Genomic DNA, 17,570 nt, shown 5'->3' with positions numbered 1-17,570 from the left:
CTGCGAGCTCTGAGCGGTCACCGGCCGCGCTCACCTGGCTGCCCGGGTGCCGCGGCCGTAGGTGTGCGGGTCGACGGGCCGCTCGGCCTTGGGCAGGTGGGAGACCACGAGCAAGTAGGAGTCGGTGACGAGCTCTTCGACCAGCTCTTGGTCGACGCCTTCCCCGGCCTCCAGCGTGATCCAGTGCTTCTTGTTCATGTGGTAGCCGGGGGTGATGTGGCGGTACTGCTCCCGCAGGGCGAGGGCCTCGCCGGGGTCCGCCTTGAGGATCACGACGGGGCGCCCCGGAACCTCGGTCATCAGCATGAACACCTTGCCGCGGACCTTGAAGACCTCCCAGCCGGGGCCGAAGGGATGCTCCAGCCGAGCTCCGGGCAGTTCCTCCGCGCGGCCGGCGGCCGTCTTCTGCAAGTTCATCGTGATGAGCCTTCTCGGGTGGTGACGGGCTGGGGCGATGATGCTCCGGTACGTTGACAGGGTACAGATGTTCTGCCTAACGTACCGTCATCTGAAACCGCCGTTCAGCTCATCGAGGAGCGCCGCATGCCGCACGTGTACGAGATAGATGTCCGGATTCCGATGCGTGACGGCGTCGCCCTGGCGGCCAACGTGTGGCGCCTGGCCGAGGGCGACGGGCCGACGCTGCTCGTGCGTCTCCCGTACGGCAAGGACGCCATGGGCATCACCACGTCGGTCATGCCCGACTTCCTCGCTTTCCTGGAGGCCGGCTACGCGCTGGTGGTGCAGGACTGCCGGGGTACCCATCGCTCGGAAGGCGAGTTCGTCCCGCACATGGCCGATCGCGCCGACGGCGAGGACACTCTCGCCTGGATCGCCGGTCAGCCGTGGTCGGACGGAACGGTGGGCATGTACGGGCCGTCCTACCTCGGGATGGTCCAGTGGGAGGCCGCCGCGACGGGATCTCCCGCGTTGAAGGCGATCGCGCCGTCGGTCACCTCGATCGACAACTACGAGGCTCCCTGGTACTCCGCGGGCGGTGCGCTTTCCCTGAGCCTGGTCACGTTCTGGAACTCCATGATGTACGCGGCCGACGCGCAGCGGTCCTTGGCGCTCGGCGAAGGCTCGTTGTCCCAGGTGCAGGAGCTCGTCCAGGCGGTACTGACCCAGGAGTCCCTCAACGAGGTGCTGCCGACGGCCGAGGTCCCGGTCTTGGCGGCGTACGGGAAGTGGTGGGACGACTGGATGGCCCACCCGTCGCACGACGGGTACTGGGACGCGATGGAGCTCACGCCCGAGCTGAAGAACGTCACCGCCCCGGCCCTGAACATCGGCGGCTGGTACGACCTCTACATCGGACAGACCGTCCGCACCTTCACCGCCGCCCGCCGGAACGCCGGCAGCGAGCAGGCGCGCGAGGGGCAGCGGCTGATCATCGGTCCGTGGGACCACCTCTCCGCGGACGGCGTCTATCCCGACCGGTCCTTCGGCCCGATGGCCACGGCCCAGCTGATGGGCCTGACCGACCTGCACGTGAAGTTCTTCGACCACTGGGTCAAGGGCGAGACCACCGCGTTGGACGGTGTGGCGCCGGTGAAGATCTTCGTGATGGGCATCGACCAGTGGCGTGACGAGCAGGACTGGCCGCTGCCCGACACGCGGTGGACCGACTTCCACCTCGGCAGCGCCGGCCACGCCAACACCGCCGGCGGCGACGGCGTGCTGACCACCGAGCCCGCGGCGATCGCCGAGCACGACACCTACCTCTACGACCCGCGCCGCCCGGTGCCCACGGCCGGCGGGGCGTGCCTGCCGATGACCCCGGGCTTCGGCGGCCCGGTCGACCAGCGGACCGTCGCCGGCCGCGAGGATGTCATGTGTTTCACCGGTCCCGTGCTCGAGGAGCCCGTCGAGGTCACCGGACCGGTCTACGCGAAGCTGTTCGTCTCCTCGTCCACTGTGGACACCGACTTCACCGCCAAGCTCGTCGACGTCTTCCCCGACGGCAAGGCGATCAACCTGTGCGACGGGATCCTGCGCGCCCGCTACCGCAACGGCCTCGCCACGGAAGAACCGATGGAGCCCGGCACGGTCTACGAAATCACCGTCGACCTGACCGCGACCTCCAACGTCTTCCTTCCCGGGCACCGCATCCGCCTGGACGTCTCCAGCAGCAACTTCCCGCGCTACGACCGCAACACCAACACCGGCGGCGTCATCGCCCGCGAGACCGAAGCGCAGATGGTGCCCGCGATCAACCGCATCCACCACGGGCCGGAGCATCCCAGCCGCCTCGTCCTGCCGGTCATCGACCGGAAGGGACCGCAGTGAGCGCCGCCGACCGGGTCGCGGAGCTGACCGCGGAATTCGGCGCACCCGTCCTCGACGTGGCGTGGCTGCTGTGCGATCGGCATCCCGCAGATCGCGTCGCGTTCACCGTCGTCGACGGCGAGCCGTCCACGCTGTCCTACGGAGAGCTGGCAGCGCGCTCGCACCGCTACGCGCGCGCGTTGCAAGGGCTCGGCGTCGGTCCCGGCGACCGGGTGGCGACCTTGATGGGCAAGAGCACCGACCTGGTCACGCTCATCCTCGCGATCTGGCGGCTCGGCGCGGTCTACGCCCCGCTGTTCACCGCGTTCGCGCCCCAGGCCATCGCCCTGCGGCTGGAGGGTTCGGGTGCGCACGTCGTGGTCGTCGACCCGGATCAGCGCCACAAACTCGACCCGGGTCCCGACCTGCCGGACGACCCTCGGCGCCGCGTCGTCACCGGCGCGTCGCTGGCGGACCTGGCCACCGCCGCGTCCCCGGAGCCGGTGCCCCGGGTCACCACGAGCGGGGACGGCCCTCTGGTGCACATGTTCACCTCCGGAACCACTGGCAAGCCCAAGGGCGTGATCCACCCCGTCTCGTACGTCGCCGGCTGGCAGATCTACCTCGAGTACGCCCTGGGTGTCACCCAGGCGAGCAGCTACTGGTGCGCCGCCGATCCCGGCTGGGCCTACGGGCTGTACTCCGCCGTCGTCGCTCCGCTGGCCGCCGGCATCCCGAGCCTGCTGCTGGCCGGCGGATTCTCCGTCGAGACGACCTGGCGCACCCTCCTCGAGCACTCGGTCACCGACTTCACGGCCGCCCCGACGGTGTTCCGGGGGCTGCGAGCGTCCTCGGTGCCCGTGCCACGGGGGCTGAGCCTGGAACGGGCGTCCAGCGCGGGGGAGCCGCTGACCCCCGAGGTCAACGACTGGGCGCGCGCCGCACTCGGCCTCGCCGTGCACGACCACTTCGGCCAGACCGAGGTCGGCATGCCGCTGGCCAACCACCACCATCCGGAACTCGCCCGTCCCCTGAAGAGCGGATCGATGGGTCGGCCGGTGCCCGGCTGGAGCCTCACCGTCCTGGCCGACGACCAGGACGAGCCCGTCGAACCCGGCGTGCTCGGCCGGGTCGCCATCGACGTCGCCGCGAGCCCGCTGATGACCTTCCGCGGCTACCAGCTCCCCGGGCAGAGCGACGCCAAGTTCACCGACGGCGGACGCTGGTACCTCACCGGCGATGCCGGGCGGTTCGACGCGGACGGCGACTTCTTCTTCTCCTCGCGCGACGACGACGTCATCATCATGGCCGGGTACCGCATCGGGCCGTTCGAAATCGAGAGCGTTCTCGTCCAGCACCCCGCCGTCGCCGAGTGCAGCGTCATCGGCGCCCCCGACGACGTCCGCGGGGAGGTCATCGAGGCCTACGTCGTCCTCCGCGACGGCCACGACGCCTCGCCGGCGCTGGCCACCGAGCTCCAGCAGTTCGTCAAGACCCGCTACGCCGCCCACGCCTACCCGCGCACCGTCCACTTCATCGAGGCCCTGCCCAAGACGCCCAGCGGCAAGACGCAGCGCTACCTGCTGCGCCGGAGGCGAGCGGAACTGACCGCGGGGACACGGTGACCGAACCGCTGCTCGTCGAGCAACGCGGCGCCGTCCGGTGGTTGCGGCTCAACCGCCCCGAGCGGCGCAACGCCCTCGACGTCACCCTGATCGAAGCCCTGGACAAGCAGATCACCAGCGCCGAAGCCGATCCCGCCACCGCGGTCGTCGCGGTGGCGGGCACCGGGCCGAGCTTCTGCGCCGGCGGCGACTTCCACCAGTTCCTGGAGCTGCACGACCGGGGCGAGAACCCCGTCGGCTTCCTGACCGACGTGTCGGCCTGCTTCACCCGGATCGCGGCCGCCACCAAACCGTGGGTCGCGGTGCTGCACGGCCACGCCGTCGCCGGCGGCCTCGAACTCGCCTTGGCCTGTGACGTCGTGGTCGCCGCCGACACCACCCTCATCGGCGACGGTCACCTCACCCGCCGGCTCGTCCCGGCGGGCGGATCCAGCGTCCGGTTGCCCGGCGCGGTCGGGCGCGGGCTGTCGCGCTGGCTCCTGCTCACCGGCGAGCTGCTGCCCGCGACCGCGTTCGCCGGCACCGGCTGGCTCCGCGCGATCGTGCCCGAAGCGGATCTGCAGGACACGGCCGACCGCGTCTGCCGTCAGCTGGCCGCGCGTGCCAGTCCGGCCCAGCAGCGGCTCAAGACCTTGCTGCACCGCATCGACGGTGTGGCGCCCGAACCCGCCCTGCGCGAGGAACTGGCCACCTTCGCCGACAACTGGCCCGCGAGCTCAGTAGCTGAGGCCCTGCGCGCGTTTCTCGAGACCGGAGACCACCGATGAACCGCTACCACGGACGTGTCGTCGCCATCACCGGTGGCGCGCAAGGCCTGGGCCTCGCCATGGCGACCCGGTTCGCCGCCGAAGGCGCCACTGTCGCGGTGGCCGACGTCAACGGCGAAGCCCTGGCCGGTCCACACCGCGCCGACGTGGTCGACGTGACCGACTCGGCCGGGGTGAACGCCTGGATCGCCGCCGTCGTCGAGGACTTCGGCCGCCTGGACGTGCTGGTCAACAACGCCGGCATCATCCGCGACAACCGGGTCGAGGACATCACCGACGACGACTGGCACGCGGTGCTCGACGTCAGTCTCACCGGCAGCTTCCACTGCGCGCGCGCCGCGTTCGGGCCGATGAAGCGCCAGGGCTACGGACGCATCGTCAGCTTCTCGTCCATGTCGTGGCGCGGGAACTTCGGGCAGGCCAACTACGTGGCCGCCAAGGCCGGCATCGTCGGCCTGACCCGCACCCTCGCCCTCGAGGGCGCGCGCCACGGCATCACCGCCAACGCCATCGCCCCGGGCCTCATCGAAACCCCCATGCTCGCCTCCATGAACGGCCCCGCCCGCGACAAGCTCACTGGCAAGATCCCGATGCGCCACACCGGCCGGCCGGAGGACATCGCCGAGGCCGCGGCGTTCCTGGCCAGTGAGGCTGCCGGCTACCTCACCGGCGTCGTCCTGGACGTCGACGGCGGCATCTCCATCGGCTCGTCAATCCGATGATTGTGGCGCGCTGAGCCCGTGGAGCAGGAGATCAGCCATTTCGGTGTACGCCTCACCCGCGCTCAGGCCGCCCTGCAGGAGCACTCCGGACTGGACCCCTTCGATGGCCAGTGCCACGAGCTGCCCGGCGAAGTTCCCGTCTATCGAGCGCAGCGCGCCTTCCTTGACGCCTTCGGCGATCAGCTCCCGGACGCGCCGGGCCGCGGCCGCGGAGTTCGTCCGATAGATGCTCGCGGTGGACCGAAAGCCGATCATGTCGGCGTAGAACTGGGTCGAACACCGGCTCATCGCGCGGCCGACCCCTGACAGGTAGGCCGGAATGCGCAGCCGCGGGTCGGCCACCTCGGCCAGGGCCTGCTCGATCTGCTCGGTCGCCTGCCGGAAGAATCCCTTGGTCAGGGCCACCACCAGCTGTTCCTTGTTCCCGGCCACGCTGTAGAGCGTCGCCTTCGAACAGTGGAGACGGTGCGCCAGGTCGTCCATGCTCAGCGCCATGAAGCCCTCGGCGAGCACGAGTTCCTCGACGTCCCTGAGCAGCTGAGCGCGGCGTTCGGGGTCGACCCGGCGGCGTCGCGCCGAACCGTTGCCGGTGTCGTCCAGTGCGGTCATCAGGGGCCCCGTCGTCACGGACCCAGTATGACCCGGGGGAGAGGTCCGGGCCCGGGCGGCTTCGCCGGCCCTCGGGTCTGGACCGGCGAAGCCTGATTCCGGGGTTCCTGCGCGCCGAAACCCCAGAACTGGAAGTCTGACTACCCACTTGTGCGAAAATCACACCGATTGGGGGATCGGCGCTGCGCCGTCCGGGGGAATTCGTCGATCGTCGGGCGATGGCACCTGGGGCGTGTTCGAGCAGCCGGCCGGCCGAAAGCCGATCGGGGGCCGCGTCCTGCCTCGCGCTTGGGTGACGAGGCGTTCCGCTGTTCTGCTTCGCCCGCGGCGGGATCTTCGTCGGGAACCGCTTCGTCCGACTCGACCGCATCCTCTCGTGCGTCAGCGCCTCGGCCTGCAGTCCCACGCGTCTCAGAAAATCTATGCCGACTGGAGTAGACATTGGATGGCGGGTGTGTGTAGTGTTCTACTCGTAACGAGGAAGACAACGTCAAGCAGGCGCGGGAGAGGACGTAACTACCCGCGAGGTGAGACAAGGCGGCCAGGCAGCGCGGAGCCGATCACGGAACAAGGTTTCGGCTGGTGGCCGCGAGTTCGGCAGTACCGATAGTGAAGATCAGCAGTACTCGTAGTTGTTTGTGCAAGTCGCAAGTGCAGTTGCAGGACCGGTTAGGTGGCCGGAGCCGATCAATGAACGGGGCTTCGGGCAGTGGCCAGCGGCGTCAGCGTGCTGGGACCGATCAGTGGAAGGGTTCCAGCCGTGGCGCCGGTAGCAGTGAACGCAGTACCAGCAGTACCCAGTAAGTGGAAAACACAGGAGAGAAGGGATCGGGAGCATCATTGGATCGCCCGCAGCGGCTGGGTAGTAGCGCCGCGCGGGTGCCGCAGTCCCATCGAGTTCGGAGGTGGTGCTCGGTCACGAGTAAGCGATCCCCGCGACACCCGGCTTTCGGCCGGACGCGGGTGCAGGAAGCCGGCGGTCGCGCCGGTTGACAATGGTGAAACCCAACCCTTGAGGACCCCGGGTGCCGTGCGCGGCACCCGGGGTCCTTTGTGATGTGGAGGTCGGATGATCCCTGAGCAAGCAGGACCGGCCACGCCCGGCGCGGCCGACAAGTTCGACGACGAGCACTACCCCGCCTACACGATGGGCCGGGCCGCCGACCTGCTCGGCACCACCCAAGGCTTTCTGCGCAGCCTCGACGAAGCCGGGCTGATCACGCCGCAACGCTCCGCCGGCGGGCACCGCCGCTACTCACGCCGGCAGCTGCGACTGGCCGCCCGCGTGCGCGAACTGGTCGACCGGGGAACCGCCATCGACGCCGCCTGCCGCATCGTCACCCTCGAAGACCAGCTCCACGAAGCCCAGCGCCTCAACACCGAACTCCGCGCCGGCAACTGAGCTCGTCGGCCGAGACCCGACTCGGCCAGGGCCCCCGGCAGTGAATCGAACCGCTGGGCCAGCGGTCCATCCGCGGCGACGCCGCAGCGGTCCGCGCCGTCGCCGGCGGGCGCGGCGACGCGAAACGCGACGCGATCGGCCTCCCGGTCATCGTCGATCCCCCCGATCCTCCTCAGCGCACCGTGACGACGACCTTGCCTCTGGCGCGTCCTTTGTCGACGTACGCCATGGCGTCGTTGGTCGCGTCGAAGGGGAAGATCCGGTCCACGACCGGCTCGATGACACCGGCGTCGATGAGGGCGGTGATCTCGCGGAGCTGGGGGCCGCCGGCGCGCATGAAGAGGAACGAGTAGTCCACCTGGCGGCGCTTGGCCGCGGTCCGGATTCCGTGGCTCAGCACGCGTGTCGCCGGGCGCAGGATCCACGGCTTTCCCATCTCCCGCGCGAAGTCCGGGTCGGGTGGGCCGGAGAGGGAGATGAGCTTGCCGCCGGGCTTCAGGATCCGCAGGGACTTCTTGAGCGCTTCGCCGTCGAGGCTGTGCAGGACCACGTCGTAGCCGTGCAGGACGTCTTCGAAGTCGTCCTTGCGGTAGTCGATGACGACGTCCGCGCCGAGGCGCTCGACCAGGTCGACGTTCGCCGTGCTCGTGGTCGTGGCGACGGTGGCGCCGAGGTGCTTCGCCAGCTGGATCGCGAACGTCCCCACGCCGCCGGAACCCGCCTGGATGAAGACCTTCTGCCCCTTGCGCAGCCGGGCACGTTCGATCAGTGCCTGCCAGGCGGTCAAACCGACGAGCGGGACGGAAGCGGCTTCCGCCATCGTGAGCCGCTTCGGCTTCAGGGCCAGGTCGTCTTCGTGGACGGCGATGAACTCCGCGAAGGTGCCGATCCGGTCCTTGTCCGGGCGCGCGTAGACCTCGTCGCCGGGCTTGAACTCGCGCACGCGGGCCCCGACGCGGAGCACGACACCGGCCACGTCGTTGCCCAGCACGAACGGCGGGCGGTAGGGGAGGAAGAGCTTGAACTCCCCGTCCCTGATCTTCGAGTCCAGGGCGTTGACGCCGGCGGCGTGCACCTCGACCAGCACGTCGTGCTCGCCGACGGCGGGCTCAGGCACGTCGCCCGCCCGCAGTGTGTTGCCGTTCTTCCCGTAGCGATCGACGACGAACGCCTTCATCTCAGTCACCCATCTTTAGATTATGATCGTACTACAATATGTCTGGGCGGGTCGGGCCGCAAGGGGGTCGGCCGCACTTAGATTATGATCGTACTAACATAAGGGCTTCGGTCCCGGTGAGTGGAGGCGCGCGTGGTGCGGTACGCGAAAGAGCACAAGCAGGCGACGCGGCAGCGGATCATCGAGACGGCCGGGCGCCGGCTCAAGCGCGACGGGATCGACGGCTCCGGCGTCGCCACGCTCATGAAGGACGCGGGCCTGACCAACGGCGCCTTCTACGCCCACTTCGAGTCCAAAGAGGACTTGGTCGCCACCGTGGTCTCCGAGCAGCTGCGCGGTCAGCGCGAGTGGCTCACCTCGTTCCCGCCCGGCCGCGACGGCGTCGAGCGGATGGTGCGTACGTACCTCTCGCCCGAACACCGCGACAATCCCGAAGAGGGCTGCCCGTCCGCCGCGCTGCTGGACGAGATCGGCCGCTGCGCGGATCCGACCAAGGAGACCTACACCGGAAGCGTGCTGGCCGTCATCGACGACATCGCCGCCCGCCTGGCGCCGCACGACCCGCCGTCGGCGCGCGTCAAGACGCTCAGCATCTACGCGCTGATGGTCGGGACCCTGCAGCTCGCTCGCGCCCTGGCCGACCGGCAGCTCTCCGACGGCGTCCTGGAGCAGGGGATCCGCAACGCGCTGACCGTGCTGGACGCCCCGCCGGCCGGCTGAGCCGCCGCGTCATGAACGGGAGTGCTTGCACCGCTCATAGAATTATGGTCATAATATAAACCATGACCACGTACACGGCTGACACCCTCGAGAACCACACCGCCGCGGGTCCTTCCGCGGTCTTCACCTACCGGCGCACCGGACCGCGGGGTGGCGTGCCCCTGGTCCTGCTCATGCGGTTCCGCGGCACCATCGACTGGTGGGACCCGGAGTTCGTCGACCGGCTCGCCGCGGACCGCGACGTGATCCTGTTCGACAACGTCGGCATCGGGTACACCGGCGGCGAGCCGCGCGACACCGCGGAGGGGTTCGCCGACGGCGCGATCGAGTTCATCGAGGCCCTCGGGCTGGGGCCGGTCGACCTGCTCGGCTGGTCGCTCGGCGGCATCGTGGCGCAGCTCGTGGCGCTCCGGCGGCCCGGTCTCGTGCGCAAGATCGTCGTCGCCGGCAGCAGCGGGCCGGGTGTCGCGCCGGGCACCCCGGCGATGGGGGAGCAGGTGCTGTCCATCATGGCCAAACCGGACGCGGACGCCGAAGACCTGCTCTACCTCTTCTACCCGGAAACCGACCAGGCCCGGGCCGCGGGCCTCGAGCACCTCGGGAAGGTGGCCAAACGCCTCGAAGCGGGCGGTCCCGCGGTCACCGAGGACGCCGCCCAGGGCCAGCTCGCCGCCGTCGGACGCCTCCTGGCCGTGGAATGGGACCAGCTGCAGGCCCAGCTGAGGGCGATCGGCCAGCCGGTCCTGTACGCCAACGGGATCCACGACGTGATGATCTCCGCCCTCGGCTCCTACAAGGCGGTCGAAGAGGTCCCCGACTCCACGCTGGTCCTCTACGGCGACGCCGGCCACGCCTTCCTGTTCCAGCACATCGACGAGTTCGCCGCCCAGGTCGACCTCTTCCTCGGCAAGTGACCGAAAAGGACGAACCATGAACAACAGCCAAGACGTCGTCCTGTCCTATCGGGACGCACCGACCCGCACCGTCTCCGCCGGCGGCGTCGACTTCGCCTACCGCGAGCTCGGCCCGAAGACCGGGGTCCCGGTCGTCTTCCTGACCCACCTGGCCGCGGTCCTGGACAACTGGGACCCCCGCGTCGTCGACGGGATCGCCGCGCACCACCGGGTCATCGCCTTCGACAACCGCGGCGTGGGCGCGACCACCGGCACCACCCCGAAGTCGATCCAGGCGATGGCGGCCGACGCCGTCACCTTTATCCGCGCGCTGGGCTTGACGAAGGTCGACCTGCTCGGGTTCTCGATGGGCGGCATGATCGCGCAGGTGATCGCCCAGACCGAGCCGGACCTGGTCCGCAAGCTGATCATCGCCGGCACCGGGCCCGCGGGAGGTGAGGGCATCAAGAACGTCACCCGGATCTCGAACCTCGACACCGTCCGGGCGCTGCTGACGCTCCAGGACCCGAAGCAGTTCCTCTTCTTCACCCGGACGCCGAACGGCAAGCGGGCGGGCAAGGAGTTCCTGGCCCGGTTGAAGGAACGCAAGAACGACCGGGACAAGGCGATCGCGCCGAGGGCCTACCTCGCCCAGCTCAAGGCCATTCACCGGTGGGGCCTGGACACGCCGTCCGACCTCTCCGGCATCCGGCAGCCCGTGCTGGTCGCCAACGGCGACCACGACCGGATGGTGCCGACGAAGAACACCCACGACCTGGCCCGTCGCCTGCCGGACAGCGAACTGGTGATCTACCCCGACGCGGGCCACGGCGGCATCTTCCAGTTCCACGCCCGGTTCGTCGACAAGGCCCTGGAGTTCCTGGCGCGATAGTGCCGGATGCACCGCGCGGGGCGGATCGGGGTGCGAAGTGTCGTACCCAAGGACGATCGCGATGGCGACAGTGGAGCCTCACGATCGACCGACAAGGACAACCAGATGCCGGATTTGACGCCCCCTCGGCGAAGAGTGCGTGGTGCTGCCGCCGCCGGCGCGGTCGCAGTCGTCACGGTCATGATCGGGAGCACCGCCCGCCGGCGTGGCGAGTCGTTCGGTCTGCACGCTCCACGCCGCAGGACGCGGGTCGCTTCCCCGAAGGCCCAGCCGCAGGTGAAGAGCCGGTGGCTGGTTCTTCTCGCCTACGGGCTGCTGGCGGCCGCGAGCCAGGCACTCTTCGTGACCTACGCGCCCGTGACCGGGGACGCCGCGCGGCACTTCGGCGTTTCGGTCGGGGCGATCGGCTGGTTGTCGCAGGTCTTCCCGCTGATCTACGTGCTGCTCGCGATCCCGGCGGGCCTCGCACTCGACCGGTTTCTCCGGCCGGCCCTCGTCGCCGGCGCGGTCCTCACCGCCGCCGGGGCGTTCCTGAGGCTGGTCGCCGACGATTTCACCTGGGCTTTGATCGGGCAGGTCGTCGCCGCGGCGGGGCAGCCGTTCGTCCTCAACGCCATCCCGGGTCTCGCCGTGGGCTACCTGGCCGCCAAGGACCGCGCCGCCGGGATCGCCGCCGCGTCCTCCGCCACCTTCGGCGGGATGGTCGTGGGGTATCTGCTCGGGGCGTTCCTGCCCGGCGAGAGCCACATCCGCGACCTCACGCTCATCACCGCGCTGATCGCCCTGGACGCCGCGCTGTGCCTCGTCGGAGCGCTGCGCTTCGCGCCGGCGCAGGCGAGCCCCGTCGGCGGCCTCCGAGCCGTGCGTGCGGCGTTCGGCAACCGGTACATCCGGCGGTTGTGCGCGGTCGTCGCCGTCCCCATGGGCACGTTCATCGCCCTCGCGACGTTCGCGCAACCGCTGCTGGCGCCGGCCGGAGTCCCGGAATCCACCGCCGGGCTCATCCTCGCGGGCACCATGATCGCCGGGGTGCTCGGCTGCGCTGTCGTGCCGGTGTGGGCGGACCGGCGCGGCCGCGAGGTCGGGCTCATGGGCGCGGGCATCGCGTTCACGGCCGTGGCGTGCCTGCACCTGGCCCTGGTACCCAGCACGCCGATGGCCTTCCTGACGCTGCTGGGGACGGGTTTCGTGCTGCTGCCGGCGCTGCCCATCGTGCTCTCGCTGAGTGAGCGCCACGCGCCCGACGCCGAGAGCACCGCCGCCGGGCTGATCTGGATGGCGGGCAACCTGGGCGGGGTCGTGCTGGCGACGGCGATCGGGTTCCTCGTGACCAGCCCGGCCATCGCCTTCGTGGCGCTGTCCGGCGCGACGCTGCTGGCCTTGCCGGCCTTACGCTGGTTCCGGAAGTTGGGGTGAAGCTCAACCGGCCATGATCTCGGGCGCGATGTCCAGGACGAGCAGGGCCGCCGCGACGTGGGTGGGGTTGTCCTCGACCTTGACGACCGCGAGCTCGTTGGCGCGTGAGACCCGCCGCTCGACGGTGTTGCGGTGGGCGTAGAGGGCCGCGGCGGCCCGGGTGGTGTTGAAGCCGCACTGCACGTAGGTGAGCAGCGTCCGCCGTAGCTCCGGGTCGGCGTCGGCCAGCGGACCGAGGGTGTTGCCGACGAACCGGCGGGCGCTCGCGCGGTCCTTGGTGAGGACGTCGATCAGCTCGACGTCGGCGTAGGCGGTGAACCGCCGGGCGGAGCCGAGCCGGACGACCAGTGCCTGGGCCGAGAGGGCGTCCTGGTGGCTGGACCGGAACCCGTCGAGCCCGCGTCCCGGCCGTCCCACCGCCACGCGAACCTCCTCGGCCACGACCTCCTCGACCTTGGGCAGGTCGACTGACTCCGTGCCGGACAGCCAGATCCAGCGTGACGTGGCACTGGCACGGGCCACCAACGTGCTCCGGTCCGCCGTGGCGGAGCGCACGGCCGTGGTCGCCTCGTCCAGCGCGTCGTGCCGCCCGGGATCATCGACCCACAGCACCAGGCCCACGTGCCACCGCGCCATCCGGTAGCGCAGGCGTCCCTCGGCGAAGTCCTCCGACATCGGTGCCCCGCCGGCGATCATCTGGATCAGGGCGATCGCCTCGGCGTCCGCGTTGCCCATCGCCGCGGCGAGGCTCACCTCGCGCAGGACCGCGACCGAGTCGAGGGCGTACTGCACCAGCGACTTCGCCGACACGTCCAAGACCCCCACGAGCAGGTCGCGATCCGCGCAGTGCGCCGCGCACTCCTCCAGCCACCGGCGCCAGCCGATCCCCAGCGCCGCCCGCCATCCGCCGGCGAAGTCGGGCGCGATGCCGCGGGCCACGAGATCGCCGATGTACGCGGTGATCCTCGGGCCGACGTACGGCTCCACCCGCCGCCCCGGGTGCTGGATGTTCGAAGTCAGCCACTGCACCAGATCCGAGCGGTTGAGGTGGCGGTCCTCCTCGACCAGCGACGCGTCCGAGAGCAGCGCGGGGTCGTCCTGCGCCGTGAGCGCGAGCGTCGAGATGGCGTCGGTCAGCGCGTCCGTGTCCGCCAGGAGCCGCTGGCACACGGACCGGATCGCGTCGGCGACGTCGAGGGGCGGCGCCGGCCACAGCTCTTCCATCCCCGAAGTGTGCACCGTGCACCAGCTCCGCGCGAACCCTGTGCCCGCTGTCGTTGTGACCGCGGCCATGGCTTGGCGACAGTGAACCCATCACAAAGCCGGCTCGGCGAGGAGAGGCAGACCATGGCAGCTGAGGTGCTGGACGCCGACGAGGAGTTCGACGTGGTCGTCATCGGCGCGGGGATTTCCGGGATCGGCGCGGCGACTTATTTCAGCCGGGAGCTCCCCGGGAAGTCCCTCGTCGTGCTGGAGGGTCGCGACAACATCGGGGGTACCTGGGATCTCTTCCGGTACCCCGGTATCCGCTCGGACTCGGACCTGCACACCTTCGGCTACGAGTTCAAGCCGTGGCGCCACGAGGCCGCGATCGCCGACGCCCCGCTGATCCGGGAGTACCTCCAGGAGACGGTCGAGGAGAACGACCTGGCGCGCCTCATCAGGCTACGCCACCGGGTGGTCCGGGCGGAATGGTCCTCAGTGGACTCGAAGTGGACACTGCGCGTCGAGACTCCGGAGTCCGTCAAGACAATCCGCGCACGCTGGGTGTTCGCCGCCACCGGCTACTACCGGTACGACAAGGGGTTCTCGCCGGAGTTCCCGGGGCGCGACGACTTCGCGGGCCGGATCGTCCACCCGCAGCACTGGCCCGAGAACCTCGACCACAGCGGCAAGAAGGTCGTCGTCATCGGCAGCGGCGCGACCGCGATCACGCTGGTGCCGGCGATGGCCGCCGAGGCCCGGCACGTCACGATGCTGCAGCGCACCCCTACCTACGTCATGGCGCTGCCCCGCGTCGACCGGGTCGCGACGACGCTCACGAAGCTGCTCGGCGAGAAGCGTGGGTACGCCGCGACGCGGTTCAAGAACATCTGGATCGAACACGCGACCGTCAAGGGCCTGCGGGCGTTCCCCCAGCTCGGGCGAGCGGTGATCCGGCGCGAGAACCGCAAGCGGCTGCCGAAGGGCTTCGACGTCGACAAGCACTTCACCCCGCCGTACGAGCCGTGGGACCAGCGGCTGTGCCTGGCCCCGGACGGCGACTTCTTCGCCGCGATCAAGGCTGGCACCGCTTCCGTCGTCACCGACACGATCACGCGGTTCAGCAAGCGCGGCATCGTCCTGGAGTCGGGCGAGGAGCTCGAAGCCGACATCATCGTCACGGCGACCGGGTTGACCATGCGGCTGTTCGACGGGATGCCGATCGTGGTCGACGGGCGCGAGATCGACCTCGCGGACTCGGTCTCCTACCGCGGGATGCTGCTGAGCGGGATCCCGAACTGGGCGATGGCGATCGGCTACACGACCTCGTCCTGGACCCTCAAGGTGAGCCTGATGTGCCGCTACTTCATCGACCTGGTGCGGCACATGGACGCGCACGGCCACGACCGGGTGGTCCCGGTCGCGCTCCCGGGCACGCCGCGCCGGCCGGTGATGGACCTGCAGGCCGGCTACGCCAAGCGCGCCGAGAAGATCCTGCCCAAGCAAGGAGACACCGCCCCCTGGCGGATGGCGATGTCCTACCCCGAAGACGCCAAGGCCCTGCGCGGCCCGGTCGCCGACGAGAACCTCGAGTTCGGCACCGCGCTGTCCGCCGGACGGCGGTCCGCCCGTGTCTGAAGACCACTACGCGGCGCTGCCCTCCGGCACGACCATCTGCTACCGCGACCACGGCGACCAGGCCGCCCCCGCGATCCTGCTCATCGCCGGATTGGGCGAGGACCTCACCTTCTGGACCGGCTCGTTCGTCAACTCGCTGCTGGCCCGGGGTTTCCGGGTCGTCACGATGGACAACCGCGACGTCGGCCGGTCCACGTTCGCGACCACGCCACCGCCCTCGTTGTGGCGTCAGCTGCTCGCGCGCCCTCGTCGTGATGCCTACTCGCTGGCGGACATGGCCGCCGACGCGGTCGGCGTCCTCGACCACCTCGGCATCCGGCAGGCCCACCTGGCCGGCCGGTCCCTGGGCGGGATGATCGCCCAGACGATCGCCGCGACCGAACCCGCGCGGGTCCTGTCCCTGACGTCGATCTTCTCGACCACGGGGGCGAAGAAGGCCGGTCAGCCGGCCCGGTCGACGCTCCTGCTCCTCGCCGGCCCACCGGCCCGGACCAGAACCGCGGCGGTACGCGCCCACCTGCGGATCACCAGCCACATCGCCGGCACGGGGTACCCGATCGACGACGCGGCCGAGGCCGCCATGGCGGCCGGGGGCTGGGACCGCGCCGCCGGCGACCTGGCCGCGGGTGCGGCCCGGCAGATCCAGGCGATCCAGCGCTCCGGAGACCGGACCGCCCAGCTGCGCCGGATCACCGCGCCCACCCTGGTCGTCAACGGCGACCGGGACCTGCTGGTCGCCCCCAGCGGCGGCGCCGCAACGGCGAAGGCCATCCCCGGCGCCCGGCACGTCGTCATCCCCGGCATGGGTCACCACATCCCCGAGGCCGTCGTCGAGCCCATCACCCGGCACATCTCGGACCACGCCGGCCGCGTGACGGAAGGAGCATCATGAGGATCGACAACGTCGAGTGCAGCACCTTCAGCGGCTGGATCGACCCGCCCACCGACGTCCTCCCGAGCCTCGACGGCGACGTCACGTGCGACGTCGCGGTCATCGGCGGGGGCATGGGCGGCATGGCGACGGCGTTGCGGCTCGCCGAGCGCGGCCGGGACGTCGTGCTGCTGGAGGCCGAGTTCTGCGGCTACGGGTCCAGTTCGCGCAACGGCGGCCAGATCGCGAGCGTTCCGGGCGGGGACCTCCGCCTGCTGAGCCTCTTCTACCCCAAGAAGGTGCCGGGAATGGTGCGCCTGGCCGAGAATTCCGCGAGCTTCGTGGAAGACCTCATCAAGACCCACGCCATCGACTGCGACTACGAGCCCAACGGCCTGGCGTTCGCCGCGGTGGGACCCGGGCAGATGCTGCGAACCCGGACCGTGGCGGCGATCCTCCGGCGCGCCGGAGGACGCGGTCACGTCGGCACGAGCGAGCAGCTCGGCATTCCCCGCGGCTTCGTGGGCGGCATGCGCGAGGCCGTGGGCGGAATGCTGAACCCCGGCAAGCTGAGCCGGGGAGTGCGCCGCGCCCTGGTCTCGTCGTCGGCCCGGGTTTTCGAGCGGACCAAGGTCACCGACGTGACGCGGCGGGGCGGCCAGGTCGTCATCTCGACCTCCGGCGGCACCGTGCGGGCGAAGCAGGCGGTGCTCGCGACGAACGCCTACTCGGGGGAGTGGAGCATCACCCCGAAACGCCTCTCGGTGCCGCTGTGGCTCATCGAGATGGAGACCGAGCCCATCGCCCCGGAGCGGCTGGCCGCACTGGGCTGGAGCAGCCGGTCGGGAGTGATCACCCAGCACCAGGTCATGGAGCACTACCGCCTCACCGCGCGCGGCACCGTCGTGTTCGGCGTCCGGCGCGTCGAGCGCGGTATGACCTACCCCCTGCCGGCGAAGGCCCCGGACCGCGAGCTGGTCGAAGAGCTCGCCGGGGCGTTCGCGAGCCGGTTCCCGACGCTGGCCGACGTCGCCGTCGAGCGGGCGTGGGGCGGCTGGATCGCGATCACGTCGTCCTGGCTGTCGATCGCCGGCCGGCTCGAGGACAACGTCCACTACTCGATCGCCTGCAACGGGCACGGCCTCGCCCAGGCACCGTACGTCGGGTCGCTCATCGCCGACTCCATTGTGGACGGATCGCGGCACGACGACCTCGAGGGCATCTGGGCGGAGAAGCCGAAGTTCCCGCCCTTCGCGATGGTCGGCCCGCGCAGTCTCCGCCTGGTGTCGGCACTCGACCGCTTCACCGACTCGATCAACGGCAGCCGGCGCCGTGCCCTGCGCGCGGCCGCCCGTGTGCGCTGAAAA

At 70.3% G+C, this 17,570-nt stretch carries 16 protein-coding genes; 12 read left to right on the top strand and 4 right to left on the bottom strand.

The window, feature by feature from the left end:
- Positions 1 to 30 precede the first annotated feature (30 nt).
- Entirely contained in the window at positions 31 to 417 is a 387-nt protein-coding gene (locus ACZ7OU_RS37870) for an MmcQ/YjbR family DNA-binding protein (protein ID WP_470258950.1), read from the bottom strand.
- Between the two features lie 126 nt (positions 418 to 543).
- Between ACZ7OU_RS37870 and ACZ7OU_RS37865 the strand changes: the two genes are divergently transcribed.
- From ACZ7OU_RS37865 to ACZ7OU_RS37850, 4 genes are read left to right on the top strand one after another with little or no spacing between them, the layout of a single operon-like run.
- A complete protein-coding gene (locus ACZ7OU_RS37865; protein WP_470258949.1) occupies positions 544 to 2,289 on the top strand; it encodes a CocE/NonD family hydrolase in 1,746 nt (581 codons plus the stop codon).
- Positions 2,286 to 3,893, top strand: a complete 1,608-nt coding sequence (locus ACZ7OU_RS37860) for an AMP-binding protein (RefSeq protein ID WP_470258948.1) — start codon at positions 2,286 to 2,288, stop codon at positions 3,891 to 3,893. Before ACZ7OU_RS37865 ends, ACZ7OU_RS37860 begins: the two co-directional genes overlap by 4 nt.
- Positions 3,890 to 4,660, top strand: coding sequence for an enoyl-CoA hydratase/isomerase family protein (locus ACZ7OU_RS37855; RefSeq protein ID WP_470258947.1), 771 nt, complete (start codon positions 3,890 to 3,892; stop codon positions 4,658 to 4,660). The genes ACZ7OU_RS37860 and ACZ7OU_RS37855 overlap by 4 nt, the downstream gene beginning before the upstream one ends.
- Positions 4,657 to 5,382 carry an SDR family oxidoreductase gene (locus tag ACZ7OU_RS37850; protein WP_470243128.1) on the top strand — a complete coding sequence of 242 codons (726 nt, stop codon included), beginning with the start codon at positions 4,657 to 4,659 and terminating at the stop codon, positions 5,380 to 5,382. Before ACZ7OU_RS37855 ends, ACZ7OU_RS37850 begins: the two co-directional genes overlap by 4 nt.
- Here ACZ7OU_RS37850 and ACZ7OU_RS37845 read toward each other — a convergent pair.
- Complete coding sequence (locus ACZ7OU_RS37845) at positions 5,371 to 6,009, bottom strand: TetR/AcrR family transcriptional regulator (protein WP_470258946.1); 639 nt, start codon at positions 6,007 to 6,009, stop codon at positions 5,371 to 5,373. The two genes, ACZ7OU_RS37850 and ACZ7OU_RS37845, sit on opposite strands and share 12 nt — an antisense overlap.
- A 1,051-nt stretch (positions 6,010 to 7,060) precedes the next feature.
- On the opposite strand from ACZ7OU_RS37845, the gene ACZ7OU_RS37840 reads away from it, so the two are divergent.
- Positions 7,061 to 7,393, top strand: a complete 333-nt coding sequence (locus tag ACZ7OU_RS37840) for a helix-turn-helix domain-containing protein (protein ID WP_470258945.1) — start codon at positions 7,061 to 7,063, stop codon at positions 7,391 to 7,393.
- A 172-nt stretch (positions 7,394 to 7,565) separates the two neighbouring features.
- On the opposite strand, the gene ACZ7OU_RS37835 is transcribed toward ACZ7OU_RS37840, so the two are convergent.
- Entirely contained in the window at positions 7,566 to 8,570 is a 1,005-nt protein-coding gene (locus ACZ7OU_RS37835) for an NADP-dependent oxidoreductase (protein WP_470259045.1), read from the bottom strand.
- 135 nt (positions 8,571 to 8,705) lie between these two features.
- Between ACZ7OU_RS37835 and ACZ7OU_RS37830 the strand changes: the two genes are divergently transcribed.
- The 4 genes from ACZ7OU_RS37830 to ACZ7OU_RS37815 all read left to right on the top strand — a co-directional run bounded on the left by ACZ7OU_RS37830 (position 8,706) and on the right by ACZ7OU_RS37815 (position 12,491).
- Positions 8,706 to 9,290: a TetR/AcrR family transcriptional regulator gene (locus tag ACZ7OU_RS37830; RefSeq protein ID WP_470258944.1), complete on the top strand. Its 585-nt coding sequence runs from the start codon at positions 8,706 to 8,708 to the stop codon at positions 9,288 to 9,290.
- Positions 9,291 to 9,352: 62 nt separating this feature from the next.
- Entirely contained in the window at positions 9,353 to 10,204 is an 852-nt protein-coding gene (locus tag ACZ7OU_RS37825; protein WP_470258943.1) for an alpha/beta fold hydrolase, read from the top strand.
- 16 nt (positions 10,205 to 10,220) lie between these two features.
- Complete coding sequence (locus ACZ7OU_RS37820) at positions 10,221 to 11,075, top strand: alpha/beta fold hydrolase (RefSeq protein ID WP_470258942.1); 855 nt, start codon at positions 10,221 to 10,223, stop codon at positions 11,073 to 11,075.
- Positions 11,076 to 11,255: 180 nt separating this feature from the next.
- Positions 11,256 to 12,491, top strand: a complete 1,236-nt coding sequence (locus tag ACZ7OU_RS37815; RefSeq protein ID WP_470258941.1) for an MFS transporter — start codon at positions 11,256 to 11,258, stop codon at positions 12,489 to 12,491.
- Between the two features lie 3 nt (positions 12,492 to 12,494).
- On the opposite strand, the gene ACZ7OU_RS37810 is transcribed toward ACZ7OU_RS37815, so the two are convergent.
- Positions 12,495 to 13,715: a helix-turn-helix domain-containing protein gene (locus ACZ7OU_RS37810; protein WP_470258940.1), complete on the bottom strand. Its 1,221-nt coding sequence runs from the start codon at positions 13,713 to 13,715 to the stop codon at positions 12,495 to 12,497.
- A gap of 123 nt (positions 13,716 to 13,838) precedes the next feature.
- Between ACZ7OU_RS37810 and ACZ7OU_RS37805 the strand changes: the two genes are divergently transcribed.
- From ACZ7OU_RS37805 to ACZ7OU_RS37795, 3 genes are read left to right on the top strand one after another with little or no spacing between them, the layout of a single operon-like run.
- Positions 13,839 to 15,332 (top strand): flavin-containing monooxygenase, encoded by a 1,494-nt coding sequence (locus ACZ7OU_RS37805; RefSeq protein ID WP_470258939.1) that lies wholly within the window; start codon positions 13,839 to 13,841, stop codon positions 15,330 to 15,332.
- Positions 15,325 to 16,224 carry an alpha/beta fold hydrolase gene (locus ACZ7OU_RS37800; protein WP_470258938.1) on the top strand — a complete coding sequence of 300 codons (900 nt, stop codon included), beginning with the start codon at positions 15,325 to 15,327 and terminating at the stop codon, positions 16,222 to 16,224. Before ACZ7OU_RS37805 ends, ACZ7OU_RS37800 begins: the two co-directional genes overlap by 8 nt.
- A complete protein-coding gene (locus ACZ7OU_RS37795; protein WP_470258937.1) occupies positions 16,221 to 17,567 on the top strand; it encodes an NAD(P)/FAD-dependent oxidoreductase in 1,347 nt (448 codons plus the stop codon). The genes ACZ7OU_RS37800 and ACZ7OU_RS37795 overlap by 4 nt, the downstream gene beginning before the upstream one ends.
- Positions 17,568 to 17,570 lie beyond the last annotated feature (3 nt).

This window comes from Amycolatopsis sp. NPDC114505 (assembly GCF_055633615.1).
The sequence above is the reverse complement of the archived record's forward strand: the minus strand, read 5'-3'. Positions and strand labels throughout refer to the sequence as shown.

Bases quoted from the DNA above. Each gene is read 5' to 3' on its own strand.
- ACZ7OU_RS37825 (WP_470258943.1), top strand. From the start codon at position 9,353: ATGACCACGTACACGGCTGACACCCTCGAGAACCACACCGCCGCGGGT.
- ACZ7OU_RS37850 (WP_470243128.1), top strand. From the start codon at position 4,657: ATGAACCGCTACCACGGACGTGTCGTCGCCATCACCGGTGGCGCGCAA.
- ACZ7OU_RS37795 (WP_470258937.1), top strand. From the start codon at position 16,221: ATGAGGATCGACAACGTCGAGTGCAGCACCTTCAGCGGCTGGATCGAC.
- ACZ7OU_RS37810 (WP_470258940.1), bottom strand. From the start codon at position 13,715: ATGGAAGAGCTGTGGCCGGCGCCGCCCCTCGACGTCGCCGACGCGATC.
- ACZ7OU_RS37815 (WP_470258941.1), top strand. From the start codon at position 11,256: ATGATCGGGAGCACCGCCCGCCGGCGTGGCGAGTCGTTCGGTCTGCAC.
- ACZ7OU_RS37820 (WP_470258942.1), top strand. From the start codon at position 10,221: ATGAACAACAGCCAAGACGTCGTCCTGTCCTATCGGGACGCACCGACC.
- ACZ7OU_RS37805 (WP_470258939.1), top strand. From the start codon at position 13,839: ATGGCAGCTGAGGTGCTGGACGCCGACGAGGAGTTCGACGTGGTCGTC.
- ACZ7OU_RS37840 (WP_470258945.1), top strand. From the start codon at position 7,061: ATGATCCCTGAGCAAGCAGGACCGGCCACGCCCGGCGCGGCCGACAAG.
- ACZ7OU_RS37870 (WP_470258950.1), bottom strand. From the start codon at position 417: ATGAACTTGCAGAAGACGGCCGCCGGCCGCGCGGAGGAACTGCCCGGA.
- ACZ7OU_RS37835 (WP_470259045.1), bottom strand. From the start codon at position 8,570: ATGAAGGCGTTCGTCGTCGATCGCTACGGGAAGAACGGCAACACACTG.
- ACZ7OU_RS37865 (WP_470258949.1), top strand. From the start codon at position 544: ATGCCGCACGTGTACGAGATAGATGTCCGGATTCCGATGCGTGACGGC.